The sequence below is a fragment of the Bacillus sp. AM1(2019) genome (genome assembly GCF_009906915.1).
Lineage (GTDB): Bacteria > Bacillota > Bacilli > Bacillales > Bacillaceae > Bacillus > Bacillus velezensis.
In genome coordinates, this window is the sequence record NZ_CP047644.1 from 1,664,076 (window position 1) to 1,680,291 (window position 16,216).

The 16,216-nt window shown below is 46.9% G+C and carries 17 protein-coding genes; all 17 read left to right on the forward strand.

Translation table 11 applies throughout. From position 1 onward, the window contains the following. Positions 1 to 34: 34 nt before the first annotated feature. A complete protein-coding gene (smc, locus tag GNE05_RS08425) occupies positions 35 to 3,595 on the forward strand; it encodes a chromosome segregation protein SMC (RefSeq protein WP_063174814.1) in 3,561 nt (1,186 codons plus the stop codon). 19 nt (positions 3,596 to 3,614) lie between these two features. Continuing rightward, positions 3,615 to 4,604, forward strand: a complete 990-nt coding sequence (gene ftsY / locus GNE05_RS08430) for a signal recognition particle-docking protein FtsY (protein ID WP_003154301.1) — start codon at positions 3,615 to 3,617, stop codon at positions 4,602 to 4,604. 83 nt (positions 4,605 to 4,687) lie between these two features. Then, the gene (locus tag GNE05_RS08435; protein ID WP_072176998.1) at positions 4,688 to 5,458 is read left to right on the forward strand and encodes a phosphotransferase family protein; all 771 of its coding nucleotides are present in this window, start codon (positions 4,688 to 4,690) and stop codon (positions 5,456 to 5,458) included. A 121-nt stretch (positions 5,459 to 5,579) separates the two neighbouring features. Next, on the forward strand, positions 5,580 to 5,912 hold the full coding sequence (locus GNE05_RS08440; RefSeq protein WP_003154299.1) for a putative DNA-binding protein: 333 nt from the start codon (positions 5,580 to 5,582) through the stop codon (positions 5,910 to 5,912). Positions 5,913 to 5,925: 13 nt separating this feature from the next. Continuing rightward, positions 5,926 to 7,266, forward strand: a complete 1,341-nt coding sequence (ffh, locus tag GNE05_RS08445; RefSeq protein ID WP_007409763.1) for a signal recognition particle protein — start codon at positions 5,926 to 5,928, stop codon at positions 7,264 to 7,266. Between the two features lie 105 nt (positions 7,267 to 7,371). Continuing rightward, a complete protein-coding gene (gene rpsP / locus GNE05_RS08450) occupies positions 7,372 to 7,644 on the forward strand; it encodes a 30S ribosomal protein S16 (RefSeq protein ID WP_003154296.1) in 273 nt (90 codons plus the stop codon). Further along, positions 7,644 to 7,889 (forward strand): KH domain-containing protein, encoded by a 246-nt coding sequence (locus tag GNE05_RS08455; RefSeq protein WP_007611392.1) that lies wholly within the window; start codon positions 7,644 to 7,646, stop codon positions 7,887 to 7,889. The genes rpsP and GNE05_RS08455 overlap by 1 nt, the downstream gene beginning before the upstream one ends. A 90-nt stretch (positions 7,890 to 7,979) precedes the next feature. Beyond that, entirely contained in the window at positions 7,980 to 8,366 is a 387-nt protein-coding gene (locus GNE05_RS08460) for a YlqD family protein (protein WP_003154291.1), read from the forward strand. 4 nt (positions 8,367 to 8,370) lie between these two features. Then, complete coding sequence (gene rimM / locus GNE05_RS08465) at positions 8,371 to 8,895, forward strand: ribosome maturation factor RimM (protein ID WP_017417769.1); 525 nt, start codon at positions 8,371 to 8,373, stop codon at positions 8,893 to 8,895. Next, the gene (gene trmD, locus GNE05_RS08470) at positions 8,892 to 9,623 is read left to right on the forward strand and encodes a tRNA (guanosine(37)-N1)-methyltransferase TrmD (protein WP_022553353.1); all 732 of its coding nucleotides are present in this window, start codon (positions 8,892 to 8,894) and stop codon (positions 9,621 to 9,623) included. The genes rimM and trmD overlap by 4 nt, the downstream gene beginning before the upstream one ends. Before the next feature lie 140 nt (positions 9,624 to 9,763). Further along, the gene (gene rplS, locus GNE05_RS08475) at positions 9,764 to 10,111 is read left to right on the forward strand and encodes a 50S ribosomal protein L19 (RefSeq protein ID WP_003154288.1); all 348 of its coding nucleotides are present in this window, start codon (positions 9,764 to 9,766) and stop codon (positions 10,109 to 10,111) included. Positions 10,112 to 10,253: 142 nt separating this feature from the next. Continuing rightward, positions 10,254 to 11,102 carry a ribosome biogenesis GTPase YlqF gene (gene ylqF / locus GNE05_RS08480; protein ID WP_007611396.1) on the forward strand — a complete coding sequence of 283 codons (849 nt, stop codon included), beginning with the start codon at positions 10,254 to 10,256 and terminating at the stop codon, positions 11,100 to 11,102. A gap of 72 nt (positions 11,103 to 11,174) precedes the next feature. Continuing rightward, complete coding sequence (locus GNE05_RS08485; protein WP_007611398.1) at positions 11,175 to 11,942, forward strand: ribonuclease HII; 768 nt, start codon at positions 11,175 to 11,177, stop codon at positions 11,940 to 11,942. A 16-nt stretch (positions 11,943 to 11,958) separates the two neighbouring features. Further along, positions 11,959 to 13,662 carry a glycosyl transferase gene (locus GNE05_RS08490; protein WP_160182661.1) on the forward strand — a complete coding sequence of 568 codons (1,704 nt, stop codon included), beginning with the start codon at positions 11,959 to 11,961 and terminating at the stop codon, positions 13,660 to 13,662. After that, complete coding sequence (locus tag GNE05_RS08495) at positions 13,659 to 13,940, forward strand: FlhB-like flagellar biosynthesis protein (protein WP_014417762.1); 282 nt, start codon at positions 13,659 to 13,661, stop codon at positions 13,938 to 13,940. Before GNE05_RS08490 ends, GNE05_RS08495 begins: the two co-directional genes overlap by 4 nt. A gap of 174 nt (positions 13,941 to 14,114) precedes the next feature. Beyond that, positions 14,115 to 15,272, forward strand: a complete 1,158-nt coding sequence (gene sucC / locus GNE05_RS08500; protein ID WP_003154283.1) for an ADP-forming succinate--CoA ligase subunit beta — start codon at positions 14,115 to 14,117, stop codon at positions 15,270 to 15,272. Between the two features lie 28 nt (positions 15,273 to 15,300). Continuing rightward, positions 15,301 to 16,203, forward strand: a complete 903-nt coding sequence (sucD, locus tag GNE05_RS08505; RefSeq protein WP_003154281.1) for a succinate--CoA ligase subunit alpha — start codon at positions 15,301 to 15,303, stop codon at positions 16,201 to 16,203. Positions 16,204 to 16,216 lie beyond the last annotated feature (13 nt).

Sequence of the window (16,216 nt, forward strand, 5' to 3'; positions counted from 1 at the left end):
TATTGAGATACTTATACGATAAGGAGGATCTGGGATGTTCCTCAAACGTTTAGACGTTATAGGATTTAAATCATTTGCAGAACGGATATCCGTTGACTTTGTAAAAGGCGTCACGGCCGTTGTCGGTCCGAACGGCAGCGGGAAGAGCAACATTACCGAAGCCATCCGCTGGGTGCTCGGCGAACAATCAGCCCGCTCGCTTCGGGGCGGAAAAATGGAAGATATCATTTTTGCGGGAAGTGATTCGCGCAAGCGGCTGAACCTTGCCGAAGTCACGTTAACGCTTGATAATGAAGATCATTTTCTCCCGATCGATTACCACGAAGTCAGCGTGACGAGACGGGTGTACCGTTCCGGAGAGAGTGAATTTCTCATCAACAATCAGCAGTGCCGTTTGAAAGACATCATTGACTTATTTATGGACTCCGGGCTCGGAAAAGAAGCATTCTCTATTATCAGCCAGGGGAAAGTCGAAGAGATTCTCAGCAGCAAAGCGGAAGACCGCCGCAGTATTTTTGAAGAAGCGGCCGGCGTGCTGAAATATAAAACAAGAAAGAAAAAAGCGGAAAACAAACTGTTTGAGACGCAGGATAATTTAAACAGGGTGGAAGATATTCTCCACGAGCTTGAAGATCAGGTCGAACCGCTGAAAATCCAGGCATCAATCGCCAAAGACTACTTAGAAAAAAAGAAAGAGCTTGAGCATGTTGAAATCGCCCTTACCGCCTTTGACATCGAACAACTGCATGGCAGATGGTCGGGTTTAAAAGACAAGGTGCAGGCTGCTAAAGAAGAAGAATTGGCGGAATCATCGGCTCTGTCCGCAAAAGAAGCGATGATAGAAGAGACGAGAGATAAAATCCACGCGCTTGATGAATCCGTCAACGAACTGCAGCAGGTTCTGCTCGTGACAAGTGAAGAGCTGGAAAAGCTGGAAGGCCGGAAAGAAGTGCTGAAAGAGCGTAAAAAAAACGCCGCGCAAAACCGGGAACAGCTAGAGGAATCCGTTACACATTACACGAACAAAGAAGCCGAACTGAAAGCGGACATTGAAAAACAGTCTGCCGTCTATGATAAACTTCGTGCGGAAGTGAAGCGGTTAAACGCCCAGGTGAAAGAAAAGCAGCAGGCTCTCAGTCTGCATAATGAAAATGTAGAAGAGAAAATCGAACAATTAAAAAGCGATTACTTTGAATTGTTAAACAGCCAGGCGTCGATTCGCAACGAGCTGCAGCTTTTAGATGACCAGATGTCCCAATCTGCGGTCCAGCAGGCGAGACTGACCGCAAACAATGAAAAATATCTTGAAGAACGTAACGATATTGCAGTCCGCAAAGCGGCGTGCGAAGAAGAATTGGCCGCCGTTGAAGAGGATATTCACAATCAGGTCGTCCGCTTTCGCGAAGTCCAGACAGCATATGAACAGAAAAAACGCCAATATGAAAAGAAAGAATCTGCGCTGTATCAGGCATATCAATTCGTCCAGCAGGCCAGATCCAAAAAAGATATGCTTGAAACGATGCAAGGCGATTTTTCAGGATTTTACCAAGGCGTAAAAGAAGTGCTGAAGCAGAAAGAGCAGCTCGGCGGCATCCGCGGCGCCGTTCTCGAACTGATTGCCACCGAACAAAAATATGAAACGGCGATCGAGATTGCACTCGGCGCAGCGGCGCAGCACGTTGTCACAGACGATGAGCAGGCGGCGCGGAAAGCGATTCAATATTTAAAACAGAATTCCTTCGGCCGCGCGACGTTCCTGCCGCTTACGGTTATGAAACCGCGCCAGCTCCAAACCCGTGATGAACAGACGGCATCAAAGCATCCGTCTTTCCTCGGCACAGCGAGCGGGCTTGTCACATATGACGCGGCGTATCGGAATGTCATTCAAAACCTTCTCGGCACCGTGCTGATCACTGAAGATTTAAAAGGCGCGAATGAACTGGCCAAGCTTCTCGGGCACCGCTACCGCATCGTGACGCTTGAGGGCGATGTCGTCAATCCAGGCGGATCAATGACAGGCGGCGCGGTCAAAAAGAAAAACAATTCTCTGCTCGGCAGAAGCCGCGAGCTTGAGACGGTGACTGCGCGGCTTGCCGAAATGGAAGAAAAAACAGCTCTGCTCGAAAAAGAGGTCAAAGCGCTGAAGCAGGCCATTCAAGAGCTTGAACATACGCTGAGCGGTCTCCGTGAAGACGGTGAAGCTTTCAGAACAAAGCAGCAGGATGTAAAAGGCAGGCTGTATGAACTCGAAGTTGCTGAAAAGAACATCAATACCCATCTGGAGCTTTACGACCAGGAGAAAGCATCACTGACAGAAAGCAGCCGGGAAAAAGAGACGCGCAAATCAGCTCTGGAAGAACAGCTGAGTGAGGCATCCGGCCAGCTGAAAGAGCTTGAGGAAGAGATGGAAAGGCTGACAAAACAAAAGCAGACCCTATCCTCAACAAAAGAAACGCTCTCTCATGAACTGACGGAATGTAAAGTGGCCGCTGCGAAAAAAGAACAGGCGTGCTCGAGTGAGGAAGACAACCTCAAAAGGCTGAAAAAAGAGCTTGAAGAAACGCAGCTCGCTCTGAAAGAAACACGGGAAGATTTAAGCCTCCTGACCTCAGAGATGACGTCCAGCACAAGCGGAGAGGAGCAGCTTGAAGAAGCAGCCCATCATAAGCTTCACGATAAAACGAGAACGATCGAATTGATCGCCAGCCGGCGCGACCAGCGTGTGAAGCTCCAGCGGGCGCTTGATACGAACGAGCTTGAATTGAAAGAGATGAAGCGTCTGTACAAGCAAAAAACGGACATTCTGAAAGATGAAGAGGTAAAACTCGGCCGGATGGAAGTTGAGCTTGATAATCTCTTGCAGTATTTACGCGAGGAGTACAGCTTATCCTTTGAAGGGGCAAAAGAACAATATCAGCTTGAACTCGAGCCTGAAGAGGCGAGAAAACGGGTCAAACTGATCAAGCTTTCAATTGAAGAGCTCGGAACGGTCAATCTCGGCAGCATCGATGAGTTTGAAAGGGTAAACGAACGGTATCAGTTTTTAACAGAGCAGAAAAATGACCTGACGGAAGCGAAAAACACACTGTTTCAAGTCATTGAAGAAATGGATTCTGAAATGACGAAGCGATTCCATGAAACGTTTATCCAGATCCGTTCTCAATTCAACGACGTGTTCCGTTCTTTATTCGGAGGAGGACGGGCTGAACTGAAGCTGACTGATCCGAATGATCTTCTTAACTCCGGGGTGGACATTATCGCGCAGCCTCCGGGCAAAAAACTGCAAAACTTAAATCTTTTGTCAGGGGGAGAACGGGCGCTGACTGCCATTGCCCTTTTATTCTCCATTCTGAAAGTAAGGCCCGTGCCGTTCTGCGTCCTTGATGAAGTGGAAGCTGCGCTTGATGAAGCCAATGTATTCAGGTTTGCGCAATATTTAAAAAAATACAGCGGCGACAGCCAGTTTATCGTCATCACCCACAGAAAAGGCACCATGGAAGAAGCGGATGTCCTCTACGGTGTTACGATGCAGGAATCCGGCGTTTCCCGAATGGTTTCGGTCAAACTGGAAGAAACAAAAGAATTCGTTCAGTAACGAGGAAAGAGGTTGAAAGATGAGCTTTTTTAAAAAATTAAAAGAGAAAATCACGAAACAGACAGACTCCGTCTCTGAAAAATTTAAAGATGGTCTTGAAAAAACAAGAAATTCCTTCTCAAATAAAGTGAACGAACTCGTCTCCCGCTACCGGAAAGTCGACGAGGATTTCTTCGAGGAGCTTGAGGAAGTGCTGATTGGCGCTGACGTAGGTTTTACAACCGTCATGGAGCTGATTGATGAGCTCAAAAAAGAAGTGAAGCTGAAAAACATCCAGGATCCTCAGGAAGTGCAGTCCGTCATTTCTGAAAAGCTTGTCGACATTTATAACAGCGGCGATGAACAGATTTCTGAATTAAATATTCAGGACGGGCGCCTGAACGTTATTCTGCTTGTCGGGGTAAACGGCGTCGGAAAAACGACAACGATCGGAAAACTTGCCCATAAGCTGAAGAATGAAGGCAAATCGGTTGTGCTCGCTGCCGGAGACACCTTCAGAGCCGGGGCGATTGAACAGCTTGAAGTGTGGGGAGAGCGTACAGGCGTGCCTGTCATTAAGCAGGCTGCCGGAAGCGACCCTGCGGCGGTTATTTATGATGCCGTACACGCGGCTAAAGCAAGAGGAGCGGATGTGCTGATTTGTGATACGGCCGGCCGCCTTCAGAATAAAGTTAACTTAATGAAAGAGCTTGAAAAGGTCAAACGGGTCATCGAACGCGAAGTGCCTGAGGCCCCGCATGAGGTTCTCCTTGCGCTTGACGCGACGACAGGCCAGAATGCGATGGCGCAGGCGAAAGAATTCTCCAAAGCGACGAATGTGACGGGTATCGCATTAACGAAGCTTGACGGCACCGCAAAAGGCGGTATCGTCCTGGCGATCCGCAATGAGCTTCACATCCCCGTGAAACTGGTCGGCCTCGGAGAAAAGGTTGACGATCTCCAGCGGTTTGATGCAGAATCTTACGTATACGGTCTCTTTTCGGATTTAGTTGAAAAAGCCGAGGATTAATGAATAAAAAACGAGTATAAAATGGACGGTTTTATACTCGTTTTTTTATACGCATTGATAGATCGGAATGGAGGGGGCAATTGTTGGACAAATGGCTGAAAGCTGAATTGGAAAGTAAGATCGGCGCGATAAACCATATGTCGCTGTTGGATGAACAGGGAGGCACTTCAACCGTTCGAAAAATAGTGACCGGTCAAGACGCATTTCTGCTGAAAAGTTCTTTTCAACAGAAGTATCGGGAATGGTTAATGAGAGAAGCCTTCGTTTTACAAAAACTGACGGAAACTCGTCGTCTGCCTGTTCCTGTTTATTATGGGATGATACAGGAACAGCATGCCAGCCATATCATCATGTCATTTGAGGATGGAATCACCCTGACTTCGGCTTTAAGAAAAGCAAAAGGGGATACTGAAAAGAAAAAGCTGATCAAAAGTTTCGGCCGGTTTCTGCAACGGCTGCATGAAACCGACATGGTCTCTGGTTTACAGCCGGAAACAGACTGGCTCGATCTGCAAATCAAACGAGCCGGGGAATATGTCAAAAAAGGACAGGCTGAAGGAAGTGCAGAGCTTTTGAAGGAATTGGACAGGTACAGGCCTGTTCCTGTTCAGCAGACAATGATTCACGGTGACTGCACGACTGATAATGTGCTGGTGAAAGACGGAGAGGTCTATCTGTTTATCGATGCTGCGGGAATATCGGCGGGAGATCCGCGATATGATGAATCATTAGCGATCAGTCATTTTGTCACAAATGAAGCATGCCTTAATGCTTTTTACGAAGGCTATTGCCGCTACCGTGTATCAAAACAAGAATTCGAGTATTTTAACGACGGTCTATATGAATTTTTTTGAAAAAACTTATGATGTAAAAAGAGCATCATGCTTTGACAAGATAAAAACTTGACACACGCTCTGAAACCATGTAAACTAAGTTTTTGTAAAGGGATTTGACTTAACAAAGGGGAGAGCTCAAATGTCGCTCGAAAAAACGACGAGAATGAACTATTTATTTGACTTCTATCAGTCGTTGCTGACGTCAAAACAAAAGAGCTATATGTCGCTTTATTATCTGGACGATTTCTCCCTTGGTGAAATAGCCGAAGAGTATGACGTTTCAAGGCAAGCCGTTTACGATAACATCAAACGGACTGAAGCGATGCTTGAACAATATGAAGAAAAACTGCTCCTTTTTAAAAAGTTTCAGGAGCGTAAAGAAATGTTTACAAAGCTGAAAGAGCTTGCTTCCGGGTTGCAGGAAGAGGAAAAAATGACGGCTCTGATTGAAGCGCTTGAGAAATTAGATTAGGAGGCGGCAAACAATGGCATTTGAAGGATTAGCCGACCGACTGCAAAAGACGATTTCAAAAATCCGCGGAAAAGGAAAAGTCAGCGAACAAGACGTAAAAGAGATGATGCGTGAAGTTCGTCTTGCGCTTCTTGAGGCTGACGTTAACTTTAAAGTCGTAAAGGATTTTGTGAAAAAAGTAAGTGAACGGGCTGTCGGACAGGACGTTATGCAGAGTCTGACACCCGGTCAGCAGGTTATTAAAGTCGTAAAAGAAGAGCTTACCGAGCTGATGGGCGGCGAAGAAAGCAAAATTGCCGTCGCCAAACGCCCGCCGACCGTTATTATGATGGTCGGGCTCCAAGGTGCCGGTAAAACGACAACCACGGGGAAGCTTGCCAACCTGCTGCGCAAAAAACATAATCGCAAACCGCTGCTCGTGGCTGCGGATATTTACCGCCCCGCCGCGATTAAACAGCTGGAAACCCTGGGGAAACAGCTTGATATGCCGGTCTTTTCGCTTGGCGATCAGGTCAGCCCGGTGGAAATTGCCAGACAGGCGATTGAAAAAGCGAAGGAAGAGCATCATGATTATGTGATTTTAGATACCGCCGGACGGCTGCACATCGATCATGAACTGATGGATGAGCTCTCCGGCGTAAAGGAAGTCGCAAATCCTGAGGAAATTTTCCTTGTCGTCGACTCAATGACCGGTCAGGATGCGGTAAACGTCGCCAAAAGCTTTAATGACCAGCTCGGTTTAACGGGTGTCATTTTAACAAAGCTTGACGGGGATACCCGCGGAGGTGCGGCGCTTTCTATCCGCGCGGTCACCGAAACGCCGATTAAATTCGCCGGAATGGGAGAAAAGCTCGATGCTCTTGAAGCGTTCCATCCTGAACGGATGGCATCCCGGATTCTCGGAATGGGTGACGTGCTGACGCTGATTGAAAAAGCTCAGGCGACCGTTGATGAAGACAAAGCCAAAGAGCTTGAGCAGAAAATGAGAACGATGAGCTTCACATTGGATGATTTTCTGGAGCAGCTCGGCCAGGTCCGAAACATGGGGCCTCTTGACGAACTGCTGCAAATGATGCCCGGCGCAGGCAAAATGAAAGGCTTAAAAAACATCCAAGTCGATGAAAAACAGCTGAATCATGTGGAAGCGATCATTAAATCAATGACTGTTCTTGAAAAAGAACAGCCGGATATCATTAACGCCAGCCGGCGGAAGCGGATTGCCAAAGGAAGCGGAACATCCGTTCAGGAAGTCAACCGTCTTTTAAAGCAGTTTGAGGAAATGAAAAAAATGATGAAGCAGATGACCAACATGACAAAAGGGAAGAAAAAAGGCTTTAAATTACCTTTTATGTAATCGGTTATACATGATAAAACCGTTGTTAAGAAAAAACACTTTACAAACACTTTTATCATTGTTAATATACTATCTTGTTGAAATATTTTCGGAGGTGCTAGTAAAATGGCAGTAAAAATTCGTTTAAAACGTATGGGAGCAAAAAAATCTCCTTTCTATCGTATTGTTGTAGCAGATTCTCGTTCACCGCGTGACGGCCGTTTCATCGAAACAGTCGGCACATACAACCCGGTTGCAAAGCCGGCTGAAGTGAAAATCAACGAAGAGCTTGCTCTTAAATGGCTTCAAACAGGAGCTAAACCTTCTGATACAGTCCGCAACTTGTTCTCAAGCCAAGGAATTATGGAAAAATTCCACAACGCTAAACAAGGCAAGTAATGACTGATCAGAACTTGGAAGATTTGATTGTCAGCATTGTGGCTCCGCTTGTCGACCATCCGGAAGACATAACGGTCACAAAGGAAGAGACTGATCAAAAGATTGCGCTGCGCTTATCTGTCAATAAGTCAGATACCGGTAAAATTATCGGAAAGCAAGGCCGGACTGCAAGAGCGATTCGAACCGTCGTTTTTGCAGCTGGCGCACAGTCTTCTAAGAAAGTTCAATTTGAAATATTTGACTGAAAAAGGGAGAGGGCCGGCACCTCCCCTTTTTTTACACGTAAAAAAGGCAAATGAACAGAAATATGTTGGAAGAGTGGGGAGTCTGGTCCTATGCAGATTATTCACAGGGTAACCGTTATGCAGGTTCTGACCGAGCAAAGCAAGGAAAAGCTTTTGGCCTCTTTTGCAGAAAAAAAGCAAACGCTTGAACGAGAATGCAGCCAGCTCTATTTTCAGCTTAGAAAACATGAAAAAGATCAGCAGAATCCCGATGTAGCGGAATCTTTTAAAAAAGCCATTGAAAAAAGACAAGACAAAATCAAAATGATCGATTTCCAAATAAGCCAGACAGAGTCGCTCCCGCTTGGAAGCGAAGTGAAGGAAAAGGAGATCGATGCGCTGCTTTCAATCAACGTCGGTGATAACTGGCATGAAAAAACAGCGGCAAATACCATCGTCATAAAAGACGGGGTAGTAATTGAAATCCGCCCGAGGTGATAATATGACAAACAGATGGTTTAATGTAGGCAAAATTGTAAATACCCACGGCATTAAAGGCGAAGTGCGGGTCATTTCTAAAACGGACTTTGCCGAAGAACGGTACAAGCCCGGCAATACGCTCTATTTGTTTGCGGAAGGGGCTGCGGAGCCAATCAAAGTAACGGTCAGCGCCCACAGGCTTCACAAGCAGTTTCACCTGCTGCAATTCAAAGAAATGCCGAGTCTCAATGAAGTCGAGCACCTGAGAAACATGGTGATCAAAGTCCCTGAAGAAGACTTGGGAGAGCTTGAAGAAGATGAATTTTATTTTCATGAAATCATCGGTTGCGAGGTTGTGTCAGAAGACGGAGAACTGATCGGCACAGTGAAGGAAATTTTGACGCCCGGGGCTAATGACGTATGGGTGGTTCAAAGAAAAGGCAAAAAAGATGCGCTCATTCCGTATATTGCTTCTGTGGTAAAGGATATTAATATAAATGAGAAAAAAATTAAGATTCATGTAATGGAAGGGTTAATAGACGAATGAAAATCGACTTTTTAACACTGTTTCCCGAAATGTTTCAAGGGGTGCTCGGCTCATCCATTCTGCAAAAAGCACAGGAAAAAGAGGCTGTCCGTTTTGACGTCATCAATTTCCGGGCTTTTTCGGATAATAAACACCAAACGGTTGATGATTACCCGTACGGCGGGGGAGCCGGGATGGTGTTAAAGCCGCAGCCCGTATTTGATGCGGTTGAAAAGCTGACAGCCGGTACGGACGCCAAGCCGCGCATTATTCTCGTCTGCCCGCAAGGTGAGCGTTATACGCAGAAGAAAGCCGAGGAGCTGGCGGAAGAGGAACATCTCATGTTTATTTGCGGACATTATGAAGGGTATGATGAACGGATCCGGGAACATCTTGTCACTGATGAAATCTCCATCGGGGATTTTGTGCTGACCGGGGGAGAGCTCCCTGCCATGATGATCGCCGACAGCGTTGTCAGGCTTTTGCCGGGCGTTCTCGGAAAAGAAGCATCCCACGTGGAGGATTCCTTCAGCACGGGGCTTTTAGAGCATCCGCACTATACGAGGCCTGCAGATTATAGAGGCTTAAAAGTGCCTGAGACCCTTCTGTCGGGCAACCATGCCAAAATACAAGAATGGCGCAATAAAGAATCAATCAGAAGAACCTTTTTAAGACGTCCGGATCTTCTTGAAAACTATCCTCTCACTGATGAGCAAAGAAAATGGATTTCCGAGTGGGAAAACGAATAGATTCTATTGCGCAGGCGATGAAGGTATGATAAGATACTACTTGTGGCTTAAGGAGGCTTATCCTTCAGAAGCTTGAAAACGATGTTCCGCTGTGCCTTGCAGTTGTGGCCAAGAGCATCTGTTGGAAGGAGTTGAAAACGATGCAAAAACTAATTCAAGATATCACAAAAGAACAGCTTCGCACTGATCTTCCTGCGTTCCGTCCTGGTGACACTTTACGTGTACACGTAAAAGTTGTTGAGGGTAACCGTGAGCGTATCCAGATCTTCGAAGGTGTTGTGATCAAGCGTCGTGGTGGTGGAATCAGCGAAACGTTCACAGTTCGTAAGATTTCTTACGGTGTTGGCGTTGAACGTACATTCCCTGTACACACACCAAAAATCGCGAAAATCGAAGTTGTACGTTACGGTAAAGTACGTCGCGCTAAGCTTTACTACCTGCGTGAACTTCGCGGAAAAGCGGCTCGTATTAAAGAAATCAGACGATAATGATAACGAACGAAAAGAGCTTGTTACCCGTAACAGGCTCTTTTTTTATATGAAATTTGTAAAAGCGGAACAAGCAACGTAAAATACATAAGAGATCATCGGAACATCCGGTTCCGGTAAATAAGGCAGGTGTCGAAGTCACATGACCATTCAATGGTTCCCGGGCCATATGGCTAAAGCGAGACGGGAAGTAACAGAAAAACTGAAATTAATTGATATCGTATACGAATTGGTGGATGCGAGAATCCCGATGTCATCGAGAAATCCGATGATTGAGGAGATTTTGAAAAATAAGCCGCGCATTATGCTTTTAAATAAAGCCGATAAGGCGGATGCGGCTGTGACTGCCCAGTGGAAGGACCACTTTCAGGAACAGGGCATTCCCTCTCTTTCAATAAACTCCGTTAACGGGCAGGGACTGCATCAAATCGTGCCGTCCTCGAAAGAGCTGCTGAAAGATAAGTTCGATAAAATGAAAGCAAAAGGCATTAGGCCAAGAGCAATCCGCGCATTAATCATCGGCATTCCGAATGTCGGCAAATCTACGCTCATTAACCGGCTGGCCAAGAAAAACATTGCCAAGACGGGAGACAGGCCCGGCATTACCACTTCACAGCAGTGGGTAAAGGTAGGCAAGGAATTAGAGCTGCTCGATACACCGGGAATTTTATGGCCTAAATTTGAAGATGAGCTTGTCGGCTTGCGCCTGGCGATCACCGGGGCGATTAAAGATACGATTATCAACCTGCAGGATGTGGCCGTCTTCGGGCTGCGCTTTCTGGAAGAGCATTATCCCGACCGCTTGAAGGAGCGCTACGGACTTCAGGAAATCCCTGAGGATATCGCCGCTCTTTTCGACGCGATCGGTGAAAAACGCGGCTGTTTGATGGGCGGCGGAATGGTTGACTATGATAAAACAACGGAAGTCATCATTCGGGACATCCGGACGGAAAAATTCGGCAGGCTTTCATTTGAAACACCATCAGAATAAAGACGCGCAGCGATGCGGGTCTTTATTTTTTCCGCAGAATACCGATATACATAATGTAAGGGAGAAGAGAACGTGAATACATTAACCGTAAAAAGCGTAAAAGAACGCCTGCAAGAGGTCAGGGACGAAAGCGACCCCTTCCTTGCCCAATGTGAGAAAGACCCGAGAAAAAGCGTACAGACGCTTTTAGAGCAATGGCTGAAAAAGCACGCGAAGGAAAAAGCTCTTAAAGAGCAATGGCTGAACATGACGGCATACGAAAGACTGTCATCCAAAAAGGGCTTCCGCCTGATTGCAGGTGTTGACGAAGCCGGAAGAGGGCCGCTAGCCGGACCGGTTGTCGCCGGCGCCGTCATTTTGCCGGCAGAATGCGAGATTCTCGGACTCACGGACTCGAAGAAATTGTCGGAAAAGAAGCTCGAGGAGTATTACAGCCGGATCACGGAAGAAGCGGCGGCTGTAGGAGTCGGCATTGTCCATGCGGACGTCATTGACCGGATCAACATTTATGAGGCCGCGAGACTGGCGATGGTAAAAGCCGTCAACGCTTTAACGGAAACACCTGATTATCTGCTTGTTGATGCCATGACCCTTCCGCTTGACATTCCGCAGTCATCAGTTATAAAAGGGGATGCCAAAAGCGTGTCAATTGCCGCCGGAGCCTGCATAGCAAAAGTAACGCGGGATCGGCTCATGGCTGAGTACGCCAAAACCTACCCCATGTACGGCTTTGAAAAAAATAAAGGCTACGGAACGAAAGAACATCTTGAAGCTCTTCAGGCATACGGACCGACAACTATTCACCGAAAAACGTTCGCTCCCGTTCAATCTTATTGTTAGAAAAGAGGCTTAAGACATGAACATAAGCGGCGAAATCCAAGCGGCTTTCAGACAGCTGACGGCGGAAATCCCTCCGGACCGGCAAGACGGCGGTAAAGACAGCGGCGCTCAAAGGCTGCTGTTAGGGAAGGTTCTCCGTTTGCTGGACGATCAAAGCGCCCTTATCCAAATCGGCGGCCGGACGATGAAGGGAAAACTTGAAACCGCCCTTCGTCCGCAGGGGTATTACTGGTTTTCTTATGACAAACAGCCGGCGGAAAAAACGGGCCGGCTTCATGTCATTGACCAATTCGAAGGAAGCCCGAAAACCGTTCAGGAAGCGGCGGGAAGACTGTTAAACGCTCTTTCTGTCAAACCGGGCCCTGTGTCTCTGCAGATTGCCGAAACATTTATGCAGCAGAAGCTGCCGATGACGGAAAACAGCCTCAAAGCTTGCATCCGCTGGGCTGAATCGCTTCCGGCCGCCGAATTGAAAAAAGCGGCGGAAACAATCGTATTTGCGCTGAAACGGGAACTGCCCGCACATCCGGAAGTCTTGTCAGCCATTCATGCCGTTAAATATCCGGTTCCGACCCGGCGCCTCCTCTCAGGACTGCTTCAGGCAATCAATCAGGCTCCGCAATCGGCAAAAGAGCTGTCTGTGCTCAAAGAGGCGGTTTCTGACGTGTTAAACGCGGAAACGGATCTTCATGCAGAACGTCTCTTGAAGAAGCTTGCCGAGGCTGCACGCATGCCGACCTCAGAAACCGGGCTGATGGATGAAGGAGAACGGACGGAATCAAAACAGTCACCATTTGTCCGAGAGACTCGTGAAAACGGAAAGGCAGTCTCAAGCCAACCTTCTCCTCCGAGTGCACGGACAGATCCGGAACTTCCTGAAAAAACGGCAAAACAGATTATAGAGAAACTAATGACATCGGCAGAAAAAACTGAAAACCGTCCCGTAAAAGTAACGGCGGAGATCATTAAGGCTTTCATTTCTCAAGAAAAAACATTTAAAACAGCACCTGTTCTTCAAAACGCACATCTGACAGAACAGGAGGCGGCTGTTTTCGAAAAAGCCGTTCAGCTCACCGAATTGAAATATGCGGAAAAACATGATGTATTAAGCCTTTTGCAGAAAATCAAAAAAGGACTGGGCACGCGTGATGAATTATCATTCATTACAGCGCTTGAAAAAGGCGTGTCTCCGCAGCCGGAGAAACAAGCGCTGAAAACAGCCCTCCAAGCCGTCCGGACGCTTCAAGAAGCGCCCCAATCCGTTAAACAAGAGGCGGAACCGCTTATTCATAAATTAAACGGCCAGCTGTTTATTGAGCAGCATAACCCTTCTTTTACGCAGATGGTGCTGTCATTTCCGCTGGGTGCGTCCGCGTATGAGAATGACATCACAGTTCTTTTTAAAGGACGGAAGAAGCCGGACGGAAAACTCGATCCGTCACATTGCAGGCTCCTGTTTTTGCTGCATCTTGAAACACTGCAAGAAACCGTTGTGGACTGCATGATTCAGCAAAATGTAATGACCATTACGGTTGAGACTGATTTTGAGCTTCAGGCGGCCATCGACCCTCTCGTACCGGCTTTAAAAGAAGCCGTAAAAGAAACGGGCTTCAGCCTGTCAGGCGTCACGTCTAAAAAACGGCGCCCGAAAGACCAGAGCGCTCTTGTGGAAGAGTTTATAGAAAAAGACGGGGGAAGAAAAGTGGATGTGAAAATATGAAAGAGCAAACGCCGTTAAGAAGAGCTGTCGCCCTGCATTACGACCGGCAGAAAGACCAAGTTCCAAAGGTTGTCGCAACAGGCAGAGGGCACGTGGCGGAAAATATTATAAAAGAAGCTGAGAAGGCTGGGGTCCCCATTCAGGAAGACAGAACCCTTGTCGAATTAATGCGCCATTTGACGGTTGACGATCAGATACCGGAGGCGCTTTATGAAACCGTTGCCGAAATTTTTTCATTTGTTTACAGACTGGACGAAACCCTGAAAAACGAAAAATAAGGACCATTCATTTCCCGGACTCCGTTTAAATTTATATTTTCAATAAAATAAAAGTTAGAATGTTTGGAAGGATATAAAGATTTTGTTTTGAACCCTAGACAATTCTTCCAGTATTATATAGAATGAAAGCGCAGTCTATTTTTAGTTTTGCTACATAAGTTAGGAGGATGGGAAATGAATATCCATGAGTACCAGGGAAAAGAAGTCCTCAGAAAATACGGGGTGTCTGTTCCTGAAGGTAAAGTGGCTTTTACAGCAGAGGAAGCAGTTGAAAAAGCAGAGAGCCTGTCAAGCTCGGTTTATGTCGTAAAGGCGCAAATCCATGCTGGCGGCCGCGGCAAAGCTGGTGGGGTAAAGATTGCAAAAACAAAAGATGAAGTGAAAGAGTATGCCGAAGAACTGTTAGGCAAGACGCTCGTCACACATCAAACGGGTCCGGACGGACAAGTAATAAAACGCTTACTTATTGAAGAAGGCTGCGATATTAAAAAGGAATACTATGTCGGGCTTGTACTTGACCGCGCTACTTCAAGAATCGTTTTAATGGCGTCTGAAGAAGGCGGAACGGAGATTGAAGAAGTAGCGGAAAAAACACCTGAAAAAATTAAAAAAGCGGTAATTGATCCGGCTGTCGGCCTTCAGGGCTATCAGGCAAGGGAAATTGCATTCGCAATTAACATCCCGAAAGAGCTTGTCGGCAAAGCCGCTAAATTTATGCTCGGTTTATACAAAGCATTTGTTGAGAAGGACTGCTCCATCGCCGAGATCAACCCTCTCGTCGTTACGGGGGACGGAAACGTCATGGCGCTGGATGCTAAGCTGAACTTCGACAGCAATGCGTTATACAGACAAAAAGACATTATGGAATACAGAGATTTAGATGAAGAAGATCCGAAAGAAATCGAAGCGTCAAAATACGATTTAAGCTACATTTCCCTTGATGGAAATATCGGCTGTATGGTAAACGGCGCGGGTCTTGCAATGTCTACTATGGATATCATTAAACACTACGGCGGAGAACCTGCAAACTTCCTTGATGTCGGGGGCGGCGCAACCGCAGAAAAAGTTACGGAAGCTTTTAAAATCATTCTTTCCGATCAAAACGTAAAAGGAATTTTCGTCAATATTTTCGGAGGCATCATGAAGTGTGATGTCATCGCCGAGGGCGTTGTTGAAGCGACGAGACAAGTCGGATTGACATTGCCGCTGGTCGTGCGCCTTGAAGGGACAAACGTAGATTTAGGAAAGAAAATCCTGAATGAATCAGGCTTAAACATCACATCTGCGGAATCAATGGCAGACGGCGCACAGAAAATCGTATCCTTAGTTTAGGAAAGAATGAAAGGCAGGGGACCAGATAATGAGTGTTTTTATCAATAAAGATACAAGAGTTATTGTACAAGGGATTACAGGTTCTACCGCTTTATTTCATACAAAGCAGATGCTGGAATACGGCACGAATATCGTAGGCGGTGTAACACCTGGAAAAGGCGGAACGGAAGCGGAAGGCGTACCGGTATTCAATACGGTCGCAGAAGCGGTTCATACAACGGGCGCAGATGCGTCAGTTATTTACGTGCCGGCTCCGTTTGCGGCGGACGCAATTATGGAAGCGGTTGACGCGGAAATTGATCTTGTCATTTGTATCACTGAGCACATTCCGGTTTTGGACATGGTGAAAGTGAAGCGTTTTATGGAAGGCAAGAAAACGAGATTAATAGGGCCGAACTGCCCTGGTGTTATTACACCTGAAGAATGCAAGATCGGCATTATGCCGGGATACATTCATAAAAAGGGTCATGTAGGCGTTGTGTCCCGTTCAGGAACATTGACATACGAGGCCGTCCATCAGCTTTCAGAAGCCGGCGTAGGTCAATCTACCGCTGTAGGGATCGGCGGCGATCCGGTCAACGGCACGAACTTTATTGACGTGTTAAAAGCGTTCAACGAAGATCCTGAAACACATGCAGTCATCATGATCGGAGAAATCGGCGGCACAGCTGAAGAAGAAGCGGCTGAGTGGGTGAAAGCGAACATGACGAAGCCTGTTGTCGGCTTTATCGGCGGTAAAACCGCGCCTCCGGGAAAACGCATGGGCCATGCGGGCGCCATCATCTCCGGAGGAAAAGGCACGGCAGAAGAAAAAGTCAAAACGATGAACGCCTGCGGAATTGAAGTCGCGGAAACCCCTTCTGTAATGGGTGAAACGCTGATTAAGGTGTTAAAAGAAAAAGGCTTATTTGAAACGTGCAAAACGCACTGATCGAAGCAGGGGC